Annotated in this window: 16 protein-coding genes and 1 pseudogene; 14 read left to right on the forward strand and 3 right to left on the reverse strand. The window is 71.8% G+C overall.

Annotated features, from left to right (window positions below):
- The first annotated feature begins 46 nt into the window (after positions 1-46).
- The 8 genes and pseudogenes from OH809_RS19065 (at position 47) to OH809_RS19100 (ending at position 6,358) form a co-directional block, all read left to right on the forward strand.
- Positions 47-778 (forward strand): DUF969 domain-containing protein, encoded by a 732-nt coding sequence (locus OH809_RS19065; protein WP_406421273.1) that lies wholly within the window; start codon positions 47-49, stop codon positions 776-778.
- Positions 775-1,743 (forward strand): DUF979 domain-containing protein, encoded by a 969-nt coding sequence (locus OH809_RS19070; RefSeq protein ID WP_406421272.1) that lies wholly within the window; start codon positions 775-777, stop codon positions 1,741-1,743. The genes OH809_RS19065 and OH809_RS19070 overlap by 4 nt, the downstream gene beginning before the upstream one ends.
- 76 nt (positions 1,744-1,819) lie before the next feature.
- Positions 1,820-2,848: a DUF2891 domain-containing protein gene (locus tag OH809_RS19075; RefSeq protein WP_406421271.1), complete on the forward strand. Its 1,029-nt coding sequence runs from the start codon at positions 1,820-1,822 to the stop codon at positions 2,846-2,848.
- A 22-nt stretch (positions 2,849-2,870) separates the two neighbouring features.
- Positions 2,871-3,076, forward strand: a pseudogene (locus OH809_RS19080) (hypothetical protein); the annotation flags it as partial.
- A gap of 98 nt (positions 3,077-3,174) precedes the next feature.
- The gene (locus OH809_RS19085) at positions 3,175-3,720 is read left to right on the forward strand and encodes a hypothetical protein (protein ID WP_406515382.1); all 546 of its coding nucleotides are present in this window, start codon (positions 3,175-3,177) and stop codon (positions 3,718-3,720) included.
- Positions 3,717-4,283, forward strand: coding sequence for a hypothetical protein (locus OH809_RS19090; protein WP_406515383.1), 567 nt, complete (start codon positions 3,717-3,719; stop codon positions 4,281-4,283). Before OH809_RS19085 ends, OH809_RS19090 begins: the two co-directional genes overlap by 4 nt.
- A 54-nt stretch (positions 4,284-4,337) precedes the next feature.
- Entirely contained in the window at positions 4,338-5,018 is a 681-nt protein-coding gene (locus OH809_RS19095) for a hypothetical protein (RefSeq protein ID WP_406421268.1), read from the forward strand.
- Between the two features lie 95 nt (positions 5,019-5,113).
- Positions 5,114-6,358 carry a Cmx/CmrA family chloramphenicol efflux MFS transporter gene (locus tag OH809_RS19100; RefSeq protein WP_406516262.1) on the forward strand — a complete coding sequence of 415 codons (1,245 nt, stop codon included), beginning with the start codon at positions 5,114-5,116 and terminating at the stop codon, positions 6,356-6,358.
- A gap of 23 nt (positions 6,359-6,381) precedes the next feature.
- Here the strand turns inward: OH809_RS19100 and OH809_RS19105 are convergent, their stop codons facing one another.
- Both OH809_RS19105 and OH809_RS19110 read right to left on the reverse strand, forming a co-directional pair.
- A complete protein-coding gene (locus tag OH809_RS19105; protein ID WP_406421267.1) occupies positions 6,382-6,672 on the reverse strand; it encodes a DUF4031 domain-containing protein in 291 nt (96 codons plus the stop codon).
- Positions 6,669-7,037 carry a hypothetical protein gene (locus tag OH809_RS19110; RefSeq protein WP_266983026.1) on the reverse strand — a complete coding sequence of 123 codons (369 nt, stop codon included), beginning with the start codon at positions 7,035-7,037 and terminating at the stop codon, positions 6,669-6,671. Before OH809_RS19110 ends, OH809_RS19105 begins: the two co-directional genes overlap by 4 nt.
- Positions 7,038-7,161: 124 nt before the next feature.
- On the opposite strand from OH809_RS19110, the gene OH809_RS19115 reads away from it, so the two are divergent.
- The 6 genes from OH809_RS19115 (at position 7,162) to OH809_RS19140 (ending at position 14,108) form a co-directional block, all read left to right on the forward strand.
- Positions 7,162-8,079: a MurR/RpiR family transcriptional regulator gene (locus OH809_RS19115; RefSeq protein ID WP_406421266.1), complete on the forward strand. Its 918-nt coding sequence runs from the start codon at positions 7,162-7,164 to the stop codon at positions 8,077-8,079.
- A gap of 78 nt (positions 8,080-8,157) precedes the next feature.
- On the forward strand, positions 8,158-9,132 hold the full coding sequence (murQ, locus tag OH809_RS19120; RefSeq protein WP_406515384.1) for an N-acetylmuramic acid 6-phosphate etherase: 975 nt from the start codon (positions 8,158-8,160) through the stop codon (positions 9,130-9,132).
- A 353-nt stretch (positions 9,133-9,485) separates the two neighbouring features.
- Positions 9,486-10,088 carry a hypothetical protein gene (locus OH809_RS19125; RefSeq protein ID WP_406421264.1) on the forward strand — a complete coding sequence of 201 codons (603 nt, stop codon included), beginning with the start codon at positions 9,486-9,488 and terminating at the stop codon, positions 10,086-10,088.
- A complete protein-coding gene (locus OH809_RS19130; RefSeq protein ID WP_406421263.1) occupies positions 10,088-10,753 on the forward strand; it encodes an ABC transporter ATP-binding protein in 666 nt (221 codons plus the stop codon). Before OH809_RS19125 ends, OH809_RS19130 begins: the two co-directional genes overlap by 1 nt.
- Positions 10,750-11,475, forward strand: a complete 726-nt coding sequence (locus OH809_RS19135; protein ID WP_406515385.1) for an ABC transporter ATP-binding protein — start codon at positions 10,750-10,752, stop codon at positions 11,473-11,475. The genes OH809_RS19130 and OH809_RS19135 overlap by 4 nt, the downstream gene beginning before the upstream one ends.
- Entirely contained in the window at positions 11,472-14,108 is a 2,637-nt protein-coding gene (locus OH809_RS19140; RefSeq protein ID WP_406515386.1) for an FtsX-like permease family protein, read from the forward strand. The genes OH809_RS19135 and OH809_RS19140 overlap by 4 nt, the downstream gene beginning before the upstream one ends.
- Here the strand turns inward: OH809_RS19140 and OH809_RS19145 are convergent.
- Positions 14,094-15,503, reverse strand: coding sequence for a sensor histidine kinase (locus OH809_RS19145; RefSeq protein ID WP_406515387.1), 1,410 nt, complete (start codon positions 15,501-15,503; stop codon positions 14,094-14,096). The genes OH809_RS19140 and OH809_RS19145 overlap by 15 nt on opposite strands.
- Between the last annotated feature and the right edge of the window lie 151 nt (positions 15,504-15,654).

The raw sequence follows: 15,654 nt of genomic DNA on the forward strand, positions 1-15,654 counted from the left end.
CCGAGCAGGCCTGCCTGCACGTCCATGCGCGGAAGAAGGCCGACGCGTGATCGTTCTCCTCGGCGTGCTCGTGGTGATCCTCGGATTCGCCACTCGCCGCAATCCCCTCCTCGTGGTGGGTGTCGCAGGCATCGTCACCGGGCTGCTCGGCAAGCTCTCCCCGCAGGAGGTGCTGGCCACATTCGGCACCAGCTTCGCCTCCTCGCGCTCCGTGACCGTCTTCGTCATCACCCTGCCCGTCATCGGGCTTCTTGAGCGGTACGGACTCCAGGAGCAGGCCCGTACGCTCATCGGCAAGCTGGGCAGGCTGACCACCGGCCGCTTCCTGGCGCTCTACCTGCTGATACGGCAACTCACCGCCTCCGTCGGCCTCACCAGCATCGGCGGCCCCGCGCAGAGTGTGCGGCCGCTGATCGCCCCGATGGCCGAGGCCGCCGCCGAGGCCAAGGCGGGTCGTCCGCTGCCGCAGAAGCTGCGCGAGAAGGTCCGCTCGCACGCGTCCGGCGCCGACACCATCGGAGTGTTCTTCGGTGAGGACTGCTTCATCGCCATCGGATCGATCCTGCTGATCACCGGCTTCGTGAACTCCACGTACGACCAGCACCTCGAACCCTTGCACCTGGCCCTGTGGGCGATCCCCTCCGCGATCTGCGCCTTCCTGATCCACGGGGCCCGCCTACTCAACCTGGACCGGCAGCTGGAGCGCGAACTCGCCGTCGCCGCCGCCGAGAACGACCTGACGACACACGCCGGGCTCCGGACGGAGGACGCCAAGTGATCAAGTCCGAGTACTTCTTCTGGCTGGTCGGCGCGGTGTTCCTCGTCATGGCCGCGCAGATGTTCATGGACCGCAGCAACCCCAAGCGCTTCGGCTCGGCCGGCTTCTGGGGCCTGCTGGGCGCCGCGTTCTTCTACTCCACCGGAGTCGTCGACAAGTCCCTCCCCGCCGAACCGCTGGGCGTCGCCGTCCTGATCCTGATCGTCCTGGGCGGCTGCGGCCTCACCGGCAAGGGCGAATCACACACCCCTTCCCGCGAGAAGCGCGCCGCCTCGGCCGCCCGCCTCGGCAACAAGCTGTTCCTCCCGGCCCTCACCATCCCCGTTGTCGCGATGATCTGCGCGACGCTCGTGAAGAACTGGAAGATCGGTGGCGAACCGGTCCTGGAACCGGGGTACGAGACCATCCTCGGCCTCGGCGTCGGCGCCATCGCCGCGCTGATCGTGGGCATGGTGCTGCTGCGCGAGCGGAGGATCACCGTACCGCTGCACTCCGGTCGCAACATGCTCGAATCGATGGGCTGGGCGCTGATCCTCCCTCAGCTGCTCGCGGTCCTCGGCACGATCTTCCAGTCCGCCGGGGTCGGCGAGCAGGTCGGAAGGATCAGCGAGGCGGTGCTGCCGGACGGCCAGAAGTTCGTGGCCGTGGCGGTCTACTGCTGCGGCATGGCGCTGTTCACCATCGTCATGGGCAATGCCTTCGCCGCGTTCCCGGTGATGACCGCCGCGATCGGCTGGCCCGTCCTCATCGAGCAGATGAACGGCAACGCGCCCGCGATCCTTGCGATCGGCATGCTCTGCGGTTTCTGCGGCACCCTCGTCACCCCGATGGCCGCCAACTTCAACCTGGTTCCGGCCGCTCTGCTCGAACTCAAGGACCAGTACGGCCCGATCAAGGCCCAGCTCCCCACGGCAGCGGCCCTGCTGGTCTGCAACGTCGCGATCATGGCCCTCTTCGCCTTCTGACCCGAACCGCCCCTGCCCCCTGGCCCGAGCCACCCCTTGACCCGAGCCGCTCGCCCACCCCTCTGGAGTGACCCCGATGCCCCCCGCGCTCCCTGCCGCGTACGCCGTCCCCTTCGCGGAACTGGCCCTCGCCAACGTCGTACGCGAGTACCCCAACGCCCCGGCCCACCTGTACACCGGCCCCGAGGAACTGGTCGCGCCCCGCACCCTGCACCCCGCCTTCTACGGGGGGTACGACTGGCACTCCACCGTGCACATGCACTGGCTGCTCGTCCGCCTGCTGCGCCGCTTCTCCACCACCGGCGACCTCCCGGCCACGGTCACCACCCGTGTCCACGAGGTGCTGAACTCCCACCTCACCCCGGAGAACCTCGCCGTCGAGGCGACGTATCTCCGCAACCGCCCGCACTTCGAACGCCCCTACGGCTGGGCGTGGCTGGTGGCGCTGGCGGCGGAGAGCCGTGCGCTCGCCGGCCCCGAGGGCGACCGCTGGGCCGACGCACTCGCCCCCGCCGTGGAGACGGTCGGCGAACTCCTCACCGTCTGGCTGCCCAAGGCGACGTACCCGATCCGGCACGGGATCCACCCCAACAGCGCCTTCGGCCTGGGCATGGTTCTGGACGCGGGCGAGCGCGCCGGGCTGCCCCGCCCGGTCCTCGACGCGGTGACGGACCGGCTGCGCACCTGGTTCGCCGATGACCACGACGCCCCCGCCCACTGGGAGCCGTCCGGCCAGGACTTCCTCTCCCCCGCCCTGACCGAGGCGGACGCGATGCGCAGGGTGCTTCCCGTCGCCGAATTCCGGACCTGGCTGGCCACGTTCCTGCCGGGGCTGACGGACTCTCCGCTGCTCACCCCGCCCGTGATCTCCGACCACTCGGACCCGCAGATCGGCCACCTCCTGGGCCTCACCCTGAGCCGGGCAGCGGCCCTCCGTACGATCGGCGACGCGCTGGGCGAGGGCCCCGCCCACACCGCTCTGACCGCTTCGGCCGAGGCTCATCTCGCCGTCGGCCTGCCCACGGTCTCCTCCGGTGACTTCAGCACGGACCACTGGCTGGCCACCTTCGCCGCGCTGGCCCTGGACACCCCGCCCGGCCACTGACCGGTCCGGCGGATTCGGGAACCGTCTGTTGCTCTCCGCAGCGGTGTCGCACGCACTCACCGCAGGTCTGCTGCCCCAATGGCGGGCCCGGCCTCCCGCCAGGTCGCGCGGGCGCTGGGCTTCCGGGAACTCGGGAGTCAGCTCAGCGTCCGCCTGGATCTGGACGCACTCACCGATGCACATCCCCCGGGCGACCCCACAACTGAGTACCGTGGCCGGGATTCCTGAGCGTTGTTGCCCGGGTCGAGTGGGGCGAGCGGGTTGCTCGATGTGCTGACCGGAACTGCTTGAGCCGGTTGTCAGTGCCCGCGCCTAGGGTGCTCGGCATGACCAACTGGATACAGGGCTCCTTTCCCGGCCACGAGGTGAACGTCGTCTTCGCCCGGGGTGTGCCCCTTGATGTGCTCACCCAGGGTCTTCGCGGACTGCTGCGAGAGCCCCTCGCGTACGGCGAGGCGGGCGGGTGGGCCTGGGCGGTGCACCCCATGCTCAACTGGGAAGTCGAGGACTGCGACCCCGTCAACTACCGCGGGCTCTGCCCGGACGGTGCGGAGATCGTTGTGTTCGTGACCGAGCCGTGCAGCGCGAAGGCCTTCCCGCCCGCCTTCGAGTACTACCGCGACGGCCGCACGATCCTCGGCTTCAGCTTCGAAGACCTGCAGCAGCGGGTGGGCGAGAACCCCGATTACCTGTCCGCCGAACTCCTGGCCGCGCAGCTCATCGGCCCCCATGCGGTGTGTGGAGACGAAGGCAACGGCGGTCACGACTGTTTTGACCATCACTACGACGATCACGAGCGTCTGGTGAAGACGATCGCGGGCTTCTTCGCCCTGCCCTCGCCGCCGCTGTCTGCGGAGGTGACGGCGCAGTGAGCCGGCTCGCCCCGAATACGTTCGTCACCTTCTGCAAGGGCATGGACCTGTCCACACTCTCCGGCATCTTCGCCGAGGCGGGGTGTCCTGCCCTCACCAGTGGCGAATCGTCCGGCTGGGTATGGGTGACGCACGATGCCACCGCCCGGCATGGACAGGCCGTCTGGGAGCTGGCTCGCAACATCACCGGTTACCGCTATGCGGAACGTGTCGGCGAGCCGGACCATGTGGAGACCGTGTTCCTGGCCTCCACATCCGCGTGCGACTGCCCGCACGGGCAGAACTACATGGTTCCGCACTGCACCGAGCACCCGTTCCAGTTCACCCACAGTCGCGGCGGGTTCGAGCAGACGTACTTCAACTTCGGCGCACGCCGCGAGTCGCGGCGTGCCGGAGGCATGGCCGACCTGCTGGTACGGGAGTTGCTGGACGCCGGAATCGTCGGCCGGGACACCCCGAAGTACGACACCGATCCCGGCTTCAACGCCGACGGCACCCACACGGTGCGGATCATCGCCGATCATTTCGGACTTCCCTCACCGCCGCTCGGACTCACCGGGTAACCGGGCCCGCCCGCCGCTCGCCGTGGACGACGGGGGGAATCTACTCTCGTGCGTATGACGGACGACAGCGCGCACGAGAGCGGATCCTCCCCCGACGCCGTGGACGCGCTCCGCGCCCGCTGGGGCAATGCGCTGGTCGCCGTACGGGAGGGCGCGACCGGCCCCGATCCGCTGCCGTACGCCGACAACCTGCTGGCCCGTTGGGCCGAACCACAGCGGAAGTACCACACCACCGCCCATCTGACGGCCGTCCTCGACCGCATCGACACCCTCGCCGGTCACGCCGCCGATCCGGACGCGGTCCGCCTCGCCGCCTGGTTCCACGACGCGGTGTACCGCCCGGACCGGTCCGAGAACGAGGAGCGCAGCGCCGCCCTCGCCGAGCGCGCCCTGCCCGAGGCCGGTGTCCCGGACGCCGTCACCGCCGAGGTCGCCCGGCTGGTCCGGCTCACCGTCACCCACGACCCGGCGGACGGCGACACCAACGGCGAGGTGCTGTGCGACGCGGATCTGGCGATCCTCGCGGCCGCCCCGAAGGAGTACGCGGCGTACGCGGCGCAGGTCCGGGACGAGTACGGCTTCGTCCCCGACGACGCGTTCCGGGACGGGCGTGCGGCCGTGCTGCGGCAGCTGCTCGGACTGCCGCAACTGTTCCGTACGCCGCACGGGTTCACCGAGTGGGAGCCGCGGGCCCGGCAGAACCTGCTGACGGAGCTTGAGCTGCTCACCCCTTGAGACGGCCGACGGGAAACCCCGACAGGGGAATGTAACGGTCACGACCGGTGTTGGCAGCTGTCATGCCCGACTCTGCCGTTCGCCGCCGCACCCCTATGCCCCTTGCCGTCGTGGTTCTAGGGGTGGCGGTCTTCGCCCTCGGTACCAGCGAGTTCATGCTCTCCGGGCTGTTGCCGCCCATCGCCGACGACATGAACGTGTCGATCCCCCGCGCCGGGCTCCTCATATCCGCCTTCGCCATCGGCATGGTGATCGGCGCGCCCCTGCTGGCCGTGGCCACGCTCCGGCTGCCGCGCCGCACCACCCTCATCGCGCTGATCTCGGTCTTCGGCCTCGGGCAGGTCGCGGGTGCGCTCGCTCCGACGTACGAGGTGCTCTTCGCCTCCCGCGTGGTGAGCGCCTTCGCGTGCGCCGGGTTCTGGGCGGTGGGAGCGGCCGTCGCCATCGCGATGGTGCCGGTGAATGCGCGGGCCAGAGCGATGGCCGTGATGATCGGCGGGCTGTCGATCGCGAACGTCCTCGGCGTACCGCTGGGGGCGTTCCTCGGTGAGAACCTCGGCTGGCGGTCGGCGTTCTGGGCGGTCGGCGCGGCGTCCGCCGTGGCGCTCGTCGGTGTCGCGACGCTCATCCCCCGTATTCCGCTCCCTGAGGAGAAGCCGCAGCTCAAGCGGGAGATGTCCATCTACCGTGACCGGCAGGTGTGGCTGTCGATCGTGATCACGGCGCTCGCGGCGGGCGGGGTCTTCTGCGCGTTCAGCTATCTGGCGCCGTTGCTGACGGATGTCGCCGGGCTGGATTCGGGCTGGGTGCCGACGGTGCTCGCGCTGTTCGGGATCGGGGCGCTGGTCGGTACGACGATCGGCGGCCGGGTCGCGGACGCGCACCTCTTCGGGGTGCTGATGAGCGGTATCGCGGCCTCGACGGTCTTCCTGGTCGCGCTGGCGCTGTTCGCGTCGAACCAGGTCGCCGCGGTCGGGCTCGCGTTCCTGCTGGGCCTGTCGGCGTTCTACACGGCCCCGGCGCTGAACGCCCGGATGTTCAACATCGCGGGCGCGGCCCCGACCCTGGCGGGCGCGACGACGACCGCCGCGTTCAACCTCGGCAACACGGGCGGCCCGTGGCTGGGCGGCACGGTGATCGACGCGGACTTCGGCTTCGAGGCGACGGCCTGGGCGGGCGCGGCGATGACGGTCCTGGCCCTGGGCGCCGTGGTGCTCTCGCTGCGACTGCACGGCGGGGGCAGGTCGCGCCGGGTGACCGGGTCGCCGGCCGTGACGTCGTCGCCGACGTCCGCGGACGTGGGCGTGGACGTGGAAGCGGGAAGCTCCTCCGCCGCCTGAGAGGCTGTCGCTTCGGCAGTCGTTCAGCCGCCGGTCGTCGCCCGGCCGGGTGCCGGGCGTCCCTTCGGACGCCGCAGCCCCGCCTCCGTGAGCCGGCGGACGAGCTCCTTCGAACCGATCTCGACGGCCCCGGCCCGCACCGCGTCCGCGTACCGCGTTTCCGGTACGTCGTAGTGGTCCCGCTCGAACGCCTGCGGCGGGCAGCCGATGGCGGCGGCGAACGCGTGCAGTTCGTCGAAGGACACGTCGCTGACCAGATGCGACCAGAGCCGGCCGTGGCCCGGCCAGTCGGGCGGGTCGATATAGACCGTCACCGGCCGAGCACTCCGCTCAGCGCGCCCACGCGCGCCACCATCACGGTCGCCTTGGTACAGACCCAGCGCGGGTCCGGGCCCAGCTCCGGTTCGACGTCGAGGGCGTGCGGGTCGCCCGCGTCGCACACGGGGCAGAGCGGCCAGCGGCCGTACCGCTCCAGCAGCGCGTCCTGGACGTCCTGGGCAACAAGGCCGACGACGTATTCCACGCCGTCCGGCCAGTGCTCGACCCACCAGCGCCGATGCGTCACCGCGTCCTCGACGAGCGAGACGATCTCGGCCTCGGCGACACCGCCTGCGGCGAGATCGGCCATGACCAGGGCGCGGGCGGTGTGCAGCGCCTGCTCCAGGCGGTTCAGCTCCATGCAGCCATTGTCACCCCGAGTGCGAACAGGTCCTGCGTCCAGTCACCCGTCCCGGCCTCCGTTCCGTCAGAGGTCGGGACCACAGGGGGTTGACGGACCGCAGGGTTGAAAATATCTTCCAAATGTGACCCATGAGCTGAAGGAAAGTTTCAGCGGTGATGCGCCGCCCGCTCCGGCCGCACTCGCCGCCAAGGTGCGGACACTCGCGCCGTCCATGACGCGCTCCATGCAGCGGGTCGCCGAGGCCGTAGCCGGTGACCCGGCCGGCTGCGCCGCCCTGACGGTCACCGGTCTCGCCGAGCTCACCGGCACCAGCGAGGCGACCGTGGTCCGCACGGCCCGCCTCCTCGGCTACCCCGGCTACCGGGATCTGCGCCTCGCCCTCGCCGGGCTCGCCGCCCACCAGCAGTCCGGCCGCGCCCCCTCCGTCACGGCGGACATAGCCGTCGACGACCCGATCGCCGACGTGGTCGCCAAGCTCGCCTTCGACGAGCAGCAGACCCTCGCGGACACGGCCGCCGGACTCGACACGGTGCAGCTCGGTGCCGCCGTCGCCGCCGCCTCGACCGCCCGCCGTATCGACATCTACGGCGTCGGCGCCTCCTCTCTCGTCGCCCAGGACCTGGGGCAGAAGCTGCTCCGTATCGGCCTGATCGCGCACGCGCACATGGACCCGCACCTGGCTGTCACCAACGCCGTGCAGCTCCGCTCCGGCGATGTGGCGATCGCGATCACCCACTCCGGTTCCACCGGTGACGTGATCGAGCCGCTCCGGGTGGCGTTCGACCGGGGCGCGACGACGATCGCGATCACCGGCCGCCCCGACGGCCCGGTGACGCAGTACGCGGACCACGTGCTGACCACGTCCACCGCCCGCGAGAGCGAGCTGCGCCCCGCCGCCATGTCGAGCCGGACGAGCCAGCTCCTCGTCGTGGACTGCCTGTTCATAGGGGTTGCCCAGCGGACGTACGAGACGGCAGCCCCGGCGCTCGCCGCCTCGTACGAGGCACTGGCCCACCGCCACACCCCCCGCACCCGCTGACAACACGAGCACCCGCACCCCCACCCGCACGCGCTGAACCGTACGAGCCACGAGATCGAGAAAGCAGAGCAGCTCTCCATGACCTCCACCACCGACGCCAACGCAGCGACGCCCGATCAGCCCTCCGAGTACGGGGAACTCCGCGCCGAACTCGCCACCCTCACCACCGAGGCGTTCCGGCCCGAGCTCGCCGAGATCGACCGGCTGGCCACGCTGGAGATTGCCCGGATCATGAACGGCGAGGACCAGTCCGTCCCCTCCGCCGTCGCCGCCCGGCTGCCCGAGATCGCCGCCGCGATCGACGGGGTCGCCGCGCGCATGGCCCGTGGTGGCCGGCTGATCTACGCGGGCGCGGGCACCGCGGGCCGGCTCGGCGTCCTGGACGCCAGTGAGTGCCCGCCCACGTTCAACACCGACCCGTCCGAGGTGGTCGGTCTGATCGCGGGCGGCCCGTCCGCGATGGTCACAGCCGTCGAGGGCGCCGAGGACAGCAAGGAGCTGGCCGCCGCCGACCTCGACGGACTGGATCTCACCCCGGACGACACGGTGGTCGGCATCTCCGCCTCCGGCCGTACGCCGTATGCGATCGGGGCCGTCGAGCACGCCCGCGCCAAGGGTGCGCTGACCATCGGCCTGTCCTGCAACGCGGACTCGGCGCTCGGCGCCGCGGCCGAGCACCCCATCGAGGTCGTCGTCGGCCCGGAACTCCTCACCGGCTCGACCCGCCTGAAGGCCGGTACGGCGCAGAAGCTCGTCCTCAACATGCTGTCGACGATCACGATGATCCGGCTCGGCAAGACGTACGGAAACCTCATGGTCGACGTCCGCGCCTCCAACGAGAAGCTGCGCGCACGCTCCCGCCGGATCATTTCCCTCGCCACCGGCGCATCCGACGCGGAGATCGAAGCCGCGCTCGCCGCCACCGACGGCGAGGTGAAGAACGCGATCCTCGCCATCCTCGGCCAGGTCGACGGCCCGACCGCCGCCACGCTCCTGTCCGCGTCCGACGGCCACCTCCGCGCCGCCCTCGCGGCCGCACCCCGCAGCACCTGACCCCATCCGGGGCACCGCTCCGCACCTCCCGTAAGCCGGCGCCTTCGACGGCCACGGCGACCGACATCCCGGCCGCCCCGACCACGGACCCGCCGCAGGAACCGGCCCGCGCCTGACCCCGTAACGCAACAGAGGGCGGCATCCACACCGGGTGCCGCCCTCAGCCGTGCCCGGTCACGCCGGAAAGTCCCCCGTGGGAAGCATCGTGCCGAAGGGCTCGGGAAGCGTGAGCGGCTTTTCGGCGTTAACCCCCCGCTAACCCTCCACAACCACGGCGCTGGCCGGTGGGTTTCTAGCGTCGCAGTGGAGACGGCATCCCGGTCGGCTCCTTCGCTCGCGCAGAGGTGTTCCCCATGCGTCGTACCTTGTCAGCGGTGGTGACCGGCCTTGTGGTCGTCACCGGGGCCGCGGCCTGTTCCTCCTCGTCCGGTTCGTCCGGTTCCTCGCACTCGTCGTCCTCCGCCACGGTCGCGCCTCCGAAGGAGGTGAATCCGGCCGGTGACATCCCCGACAACCAGGTGTACATCGCGTGGTCGCCGTCCGGCGGCGGCTACACGGTGAAGGTGCCCGAGGGGTGGGCCCGCCAGCAGGTGGGCGGGGCCACGGTGTTCAGCGACAAGTTCAACAGCGTCCGGATCGATCGGAGTCCGGCGGACAAGGCCCCCACGGTCCAGTCGGTCCGCTCGGTCGATCTGCCGGCCGTCGGGCGCAGCTCGAAGAACGTCACGGTGAGGAAGGTCAGCGCAGTGAAGCGCTCGGGCGGCACCGCCGTGCTGGCCACCTACCGGGCCGACTCGGCGCCTGACCAGGTGACCGGGAAGAGCGTGCGCCAGGATGTCGAGCGGTACGCGTTCTGGAAGAACGGCACCCAGGTCGTGCTGACCCTGTCCGGTGCCGTGGGCGCCGACAACGTCGATCCCTGGCAGATCGTGACGGACTCCTTCCGGTGGGCGTGATGACCGCGACCCGGCTCACCGCCGATTCCCTGTACCGGTTCTTCCGCGCGGGCGAGGAGCAGACGTTCGCGCTCCAGGGCGTGGGGCTCCAGGTCGAGAAGGGCGAGATCGTCGCGGTGACCGGCCCTTCCGGTTCCGGGAAGACCACGTTGCTGAGTTGTCTGGCCGGGCTCGACGAACCCGACGGCGGCACCGTGCACGTCGCCGGTGAACGCCTCTCCCACCAGCAGGAACACCTGCGCAGCCGGCTCCGTGCCCGCTACATCGGCGTGTTGTTCCAGTCCGGCAACCTGCTGGAACACCTCACCGTCCGCGACAACATCCGGCTGGTGCAGGGAATTTCGGGCGGCACGGACCGCCCCGGTGTGCACGAGCTGCTCCGGGACGTCGGCATCGCCCCCCGTGCGGGCGCACTGCCCCGGCAACTGTCGGGCGGTGAAGCCGCCCGCGCCGGGCTGGCCGTCGCACTGGCCAACAACCCGGCCGTTCTGCTGGCCGATGAGCTGACCGGCGAGGTCGACGGGGAGACGGAGCGCCGCGTCCTCGCGCTGCTGCGCGAACGCGCGCGTGCGGGCACGGCGATGGTGCTGGTCACCCACTCGCGCGCGGTGGCAGCCGTCGCCGACCGGGTGCTCCGGCTGCGTGACGGGAGGTGGGTGCGATGACCGTCCCCGGTCCCACGTCCGCGAAGCCGCTCGTCGTCTGCGTGGACGCGGCCCGCACCTACGGCTCGGGGCCGAACGCCGTCGTCGCCGTGCACGGGGCGAACTGCGTCGTCCCCGCCGGTGCGCGGATCGCCGTGGTCGGCTCCTCCGGCTCCGGCAAGTCGACCCTGCTGCATCTGATGGCGGGCCTCGACCGGCCCACGGCCGGTACGGTCAGCCACCCCGGGCTGACCGCGGACCCCGAAGGCGCCGCGGACATCCTGCAGGCCCGGGACATCGGGGTCGTCTTCCAGGGGCCCAGCCTGCTGCCGCCGCTCACCGCCCTGGAGAACGTCTCCCTGCCCCTGCTCATCGACGGCCTCACGGCGGACGAGGCCGCCGACCGGGCGTCCGCCGCCCTGGCCGAGCTGGAACTCGGCACGCTGGCCGCCAAACTCCCGGACGAGATGTCCGCGGGTCAGGCGCAACGCGTCGCGGTCGCCCGGATGCTGGCCCGCAGGCCGCGGCTGATCCTGGCCGACGAGCCGACCGGCCAGCTCGACCGCGAAACCGCCCGGCACGTGCTGGAGGTGCTGCTGACGGCCGCCGACTCGCTCGGCGCGGCCGCCCTGATCACCACCCATGACGCCCGGGTGGCGGGCGCCCTCGACGAGCGCTGGCACATGGCCGACGGCCGTCTCGTACAGCCCGAAACCCCCGACCGGGAACGTGAGTTGCGATGATCGGAATCTGGCTCTCGGGCCTGCTGCGGGTGCGCAGCGGACGCCTGATCGGCACGGCGCTCGGTGTCATGGTCGCCGTCGCGCTGCTCGCGGCGCTCGGCGGTTTCCTGTCCACGACCCGCGCCACCATGACGTCGCAGTCGGTGCGTTCGGTGTCCGTGGACTGGCAGGTGCAGGTGGCCACCGGCGCGGACGCACAGCACGTGCTGTCCACCGTACGGGGCCTGCCCGGCACCAGGGCGGCCCTGCCGGTCGGGTACGCACAGACCGGCGGTCTGGGCGCGCACACCGGCGGAACGACGCAGAACACCGGCGCGGGTTCGGTCCTCGGCCTGCCTCCCGGTTACGCCGCCACGTTCCCCGGCGAGATACGGCTGCTGGCCGGCCGGGAGCAGGGCGTGCTCCTCGCCCAGCAGACCGCCGCCAATCTGCACGCGGCCCCCGGTGACACCGTCACCATCGAGCGGGCGGGCGGGCTGCCGCCCGTGCCGGTGAAGGTGGCCGGTGTCGTCGATCTGCCGTTCGCGGACTCGTTGTTCCAGAAGGTGGGCGCCCCGCCCCAGTCGCAGCCCTCCGCACCGCCGGACAATGTCGTCCTGATGCCCCGGCAGACCTGGGACACGGTCTTCGGTCCGCTCGCCTCGGCCCGCCCCGACCTGGTGCAGTCGCAGATCCACACCCTGCGCACCCACTCCCTGCCATCCGACCCGGCCGCCGCGTACGCCACGGCCACCGGCAACGCACACCACGCCGAGGTGCGGCTCGCCGGTACCGGCCTGGTCGGCGACAATCTCGGTTCGGTCCTGGACGCCGCCCGGTCCGACGCCCTCTACGCACAGCTGCTCTTCCTCTTCCTCGGCGTGCCCGGGGCCGTGCTGGCCGCGGCCCTGACCTGGGCGGTCGCCCAGTCCGGTGCGGGCCGTCGCCGCAAGGAGCAGGCACTGCTGCGGACGCGCGGTGCGACCGTCGGCCGGCTGATGGGCCTGGCCGGTGTGGAGGCGGCCGTGGTCGCGGTGCTCGGCGCGGCCGGTGGTCTGGGGCTGGCCGCGCTGGTGGACCGCTGGGCCTTCCACGGCACGGGCATTCCGCTGTCCTGGATGCTGATCGCGTGTGTCGTCGGCGCCCTCGTCGCGGCGGCGACCGTGCTGGTGCCCGCCCGCTACGACGCCCGCCGGGCCACGATCGTCTCGGGGCGCACCGCGGTCGAGCGGCGTACGGTGCCGCGTACCGCGTGGTGGGTGCTGGGACTCGGCCTGCTCGCCGGTTCGCTGGCCGTCTTCCGCGCCACGAGCGGCACCAACTACGCCTTGGTCCTGGCGCCCGAAGGCACCCCGACCCTGTCGGTCGACTACTGGGCGTTCGCCGGTCCCGCGCTGCTGTGGGCGGGCGGCGCGGTGGTGGTCGGGCTGCTGGTGGGTCTGTTGCTGCGCCGCGGCAGGCCGGTTCTCGCCCGGCTGTTCCGCCCGGCGGCCGGGGTCCTGTCCGGCACGGTCGCGGCCGGTCTGTCCAGGCAGCGCGGCACCGTGGTCCGCTCGGTGGTGCTGCTTGCACTGGCCTGCGCGTTCGCCGTGTCGACCGGCGTCTTCAACTCCACGTACCGCCAACAGGCGGCGGTGGACGCGGTGTTGACCAACGGCGCCGATGTCACGGTCACCCAGCCGGCCCTTACCGCGGCGGACACCGCGAAGCTGGCGGCGGTGCCGGGGGTGCGGCATGTGGAACCGCTCCAGCACCGGTTCGCCTATGTGGGCGCCGACTTGCAGGATCTGTACGGGGTGCGGCCCGCGAGCATCGTGTCGGCGGGGCGGCTCCAGGACGCCTATTTCTCCGGCGGCACCGCGCGGTCCCTGATGGACCGTCTGGCCGAGCGCCCGGACGGGCTGCTGGTCAGCGCGGAGACGGCGCACGACTTCCAGTTGCACCCCGGCGATCAGGTCCGGCTGCGCCTGACCGACGCGCGGACCGGTCAACTGCGTACGATCCCCTTCCACTTCCAGGGTGTCGTCAAGGAGTTCCCGACCGCCCCGAAGGACAGCTTTCTGATCGCCAACGCCTCGTACATCGCGCGTACGACGGGCAGCGGCGCCGCCGGGACGCTGCTCGCCGACACCGGGGGCACCGGCCAGCGTCAGGTGGCCGATCTGGCGAAGAAGGCGTTGGGCCCGAGCGCCCATGTCACGGATCTGCCGTCGTCGCAGACCGTCGTCGGCTCCAGCCTGACCGCGGTCGATCTCGCCGGACTCACCCGGGTCGAGCTGGGCTTCGCCCTGGTGATCGGTGCGGCGGCGGGCGGTCTCGTCCTGGCCCTGGGCCTGGCCGAACGGCGTCGCACGCTGGCGCTGGCCTCGGTGCTGGGGGCCAGGGGACGGCAATTGTCCGGGTTCGTGTGGAGCGAGGCAGCGCTGGTCGCGGTGGCGGGGGGCGCGGCCGGTGCGGTCATGGGATGGGCCCTGTCGCAGATGCTGGTGAAGGTGCTCTCCGGGGTCTTCGACCCGCCCCCGGACCAGGTCGCGGTGCCGTGGGCGTATCTCGTCGCGCTGGCCGGTATCACCGCGGCCACGCTGGCGGCGGCGGCCTGGGCGGCGGCGCGGCACGCGCGCCGACCTCCGCTGACCGAACTACGGGAGCTGTGAGGGATCCTGCTCCTCCACCGGTGATGCCGCCAGGAGCCAGGTGAACCGGGGCCGGGGCCGGGGGCGGGAGACGAACAGTCTCCCGCCCTCGGCCTCGGCCAGTGACCGGGCCAGCGCGAGTCCGATCCCATGGCCTCCGGCGGCCGGTCCGCCCGCCCGCGCGGCCTCACCGCCCGAGCGGCCTCCCTCACCGCCCCGCCGCTCGAAGACACCGTCCGTGCCCGCTTCCGGGATGCCGTCCCCCTCGTCCTCGACATCGACGGCGACGACCCCGGCCGTCTCCTTCGCGTGCACGGTCACCGTGCCGCGGCCGTGTGTCGCCGCGTTGGAGAGCAGTACGTCGAGGATCTGCCGGGCGGCCCGCCGCGAGCCGAGCGCCTGCGGCAGCGCGTCGTCGATCCCGATCTCAAAGCGCCGCCCCTGTGCGGCGAGCGGCCCGTGCCAGTCCTCCTCGGCACGGGCGAGCAGGGCCGCGAGGTCGAGCGGCGCCCGTTCGGGTACGTCCCTGGCGAGGGCGAGCAGATCGTCCAGGGTGGTTTCCATGCGTTCGAGCTGTGCCAGGGCCGAGCGGACGGCCGCGCGTGACCCACCCGCACCGGCACCCACACCTGCACCCGCACCGCCCTCCACATCAGCGTCCGGACCGGCCGCGAGGGACATCTCCAGTTCCAGTCGTACGCGGGTCAGTGCCGTACGCAGCTGATGCGAGGCGTCCGCACTGAACGCCCGCTCCCGGCGCAGGAGTTCATCGATACGGGCAGCGGCCCGCGCCAGCGCATGGCCGACCGCGTCCGGCTCCGGAAGCCCGGACGGCTCCGCCCTGGCCGTCAGATCGCCGCCCTCCATCTCCCGGGCGACCCCGGCCAGCTCCTCCAGCGGGCGGGCCAGCCGCCTGCTCGACCGTACGGCCAGCAGTGCGCCCCCACCCACCGCGACCGCCGCCGGTGCCAGCATTCCGGCCCAGGTCAGCGCGGCCCGCCGCAAGGGCTCGGAGGCTGGTGAGGCGACCCGTACGATCGCCCGCACCTGCTCCGATCCCCCCACGGGAACGGCGACGACCAGGCTGTCGCCGATCTCCCGGGTGACGCCCCGGCCCGCCTCCGCCTCCCGTACCGGGGCATCACCCGCGACCGGACCCGTCCCGAGGATGCGGTGGGCGTCGGGCCCGTACACCGCGATGTCCGTACCGGACTCGACGGGCGGCAGCTCGATCGGGTCGCCCGTGGCGGTGATCCGCTCGGGCAGGCTGAGCGCGACCTGTTCGCCCAGCGACTGCGCCTCCCGCTCCTCGTCCTGCTGGTACAGCCGCAGCGCCGCATAACCGAGCGGCAGCGCGAAGAGCAGCACCGCGCACGCCACGGCGAGAACGGTCGCTCTCAGAATGCGACGCCGCACGGCACACGCCCTTTCTCATGACCGGGCTACGGTCACGGCATTTCGTGACCCGGCTGCGGTCACGGCTTCTCATGACCCGGCTGCGGTCACGGCTTCTCATGACCCGGCTGCGGTCACGGCTTCTCATGACCCGGCTGCGGTCACGGCTTCT

The organism is Streptomyces sp. NBC_00873, from assembly GCF_045207415.1.
In the GTDB taxonomy this organism is placed as follows: Bacteria; Actinomycetota; Actinomycetes; order Streptomycetales; family Streptomycetaceae; genus Streptomyces.